Annotated in this window: 1 tRNA gene and 2 rRNA genes; all 3 read right to left on the reverse strand. The window is 44.6% G+C overall.

Annotated features, from left to right (window positions below):
* Window positions 1-280, reverse strand: a 23S ribosomal RNA gene (locus L4C44_RS22740); the annotation flags it as partial.
* A gap of 311 nt (window positions 281-591) precedes the next feature.
* Window positions 592-667: transfer RNA gene (locus L4C44_RS22745), tRNA-Glu, on the reverse strand.
* Between the two features lie 66 nt (window positions 668-733).
* Window positions 734-982 (reverse strand): 16S ribosomal RNA (locus tag L4C44_RS22750); the annotation flags it as partial.

Raw genomic sequence — 982 nt, forward strand, 5'->3', positions numbered from 1 at the left:
ATTAAAAGCTTAAGGGCTAATCCAATTTCGCTCGCCGCTACTTTCGGAATCTCGGTTGATTTCTCTTCCTCGGGGTACTTAGATGTTTCAGTTCCCCCGGTTTGCCTCCTRTTGCTATGTATTCACAACAGGATACTTACTTATGTAAGTGGGTTTCCCCATTCAGGAATCCCAGACTCAAAAGGTTATTACTACCTAATCTGGGCTTATCGCAAGTTATTACGCCTTTCATCGCCTCTGACTGCCAAGGCATCCACCGTGTACGCTTAGTCACTTAACCATACAACCCGAAAGGGTCTTGTGTATGGCAACTAACCAAGGTTTTTGGTTGTCATCAAGAAGGGTTAATTCTTGATAACTGTTTGCCGGACTCAATGTGATTCAAACAAGTTTGAATCGAATACAAGACACTTGAATGTGTTTGTTGTGTTTACCATAAAGGTAAACATTGAGAACTTTTAAATTTGATTGAATTACTCGTAAGTAATCAATCAGTCAGCTTTCCAAATTGTTAAAGAGCGAATCACTTCATAACGAAGTAACCATTTTTAAATATTCTCATCGGCTTTGGCTTCAAAGAACGCTTAAAGATGGTATCCCGTAGGGGAGTCGAACCCCTGTTACCGCCGTGAAAGGGCGGTGTCCTAGGCCTCTAGACGAACGGGACACTAAGATGCTCTAACTTTCTAAACCTAATCAATCTGTGTGGACACTTATCGTGAGTATCTTCGTATAAGGAGGTGATCCAGCCCCAGGTTCCCCTAGGGCTACCTTGTTACGACTTCACCCCAGTCATGAACCACAAAGTGGTGAGCGTCCTCCCCGAAAGGTTAAACTACCCACTTCTTTTGCAGCCCACTCCCATGGTGTGACGGGCGGTGTGTACAAGGCCCGGGAACGTATTCACCGTAGCATTCTGATCTACGATTACTAGCGATTCCGACTTCATGGAGTCGAGTTGCAGACTCCAATCCGGACTACG

Source organism: Vibrio satsumensis (assembly GCF_050337435.1).
Taxonomy (GTDB): Bacteria; Pseudomonadota; Gammaproteobacteria; order Enterobacterales; family Vibrionaceae; genus Vibrio; species Vibrio satsumensis.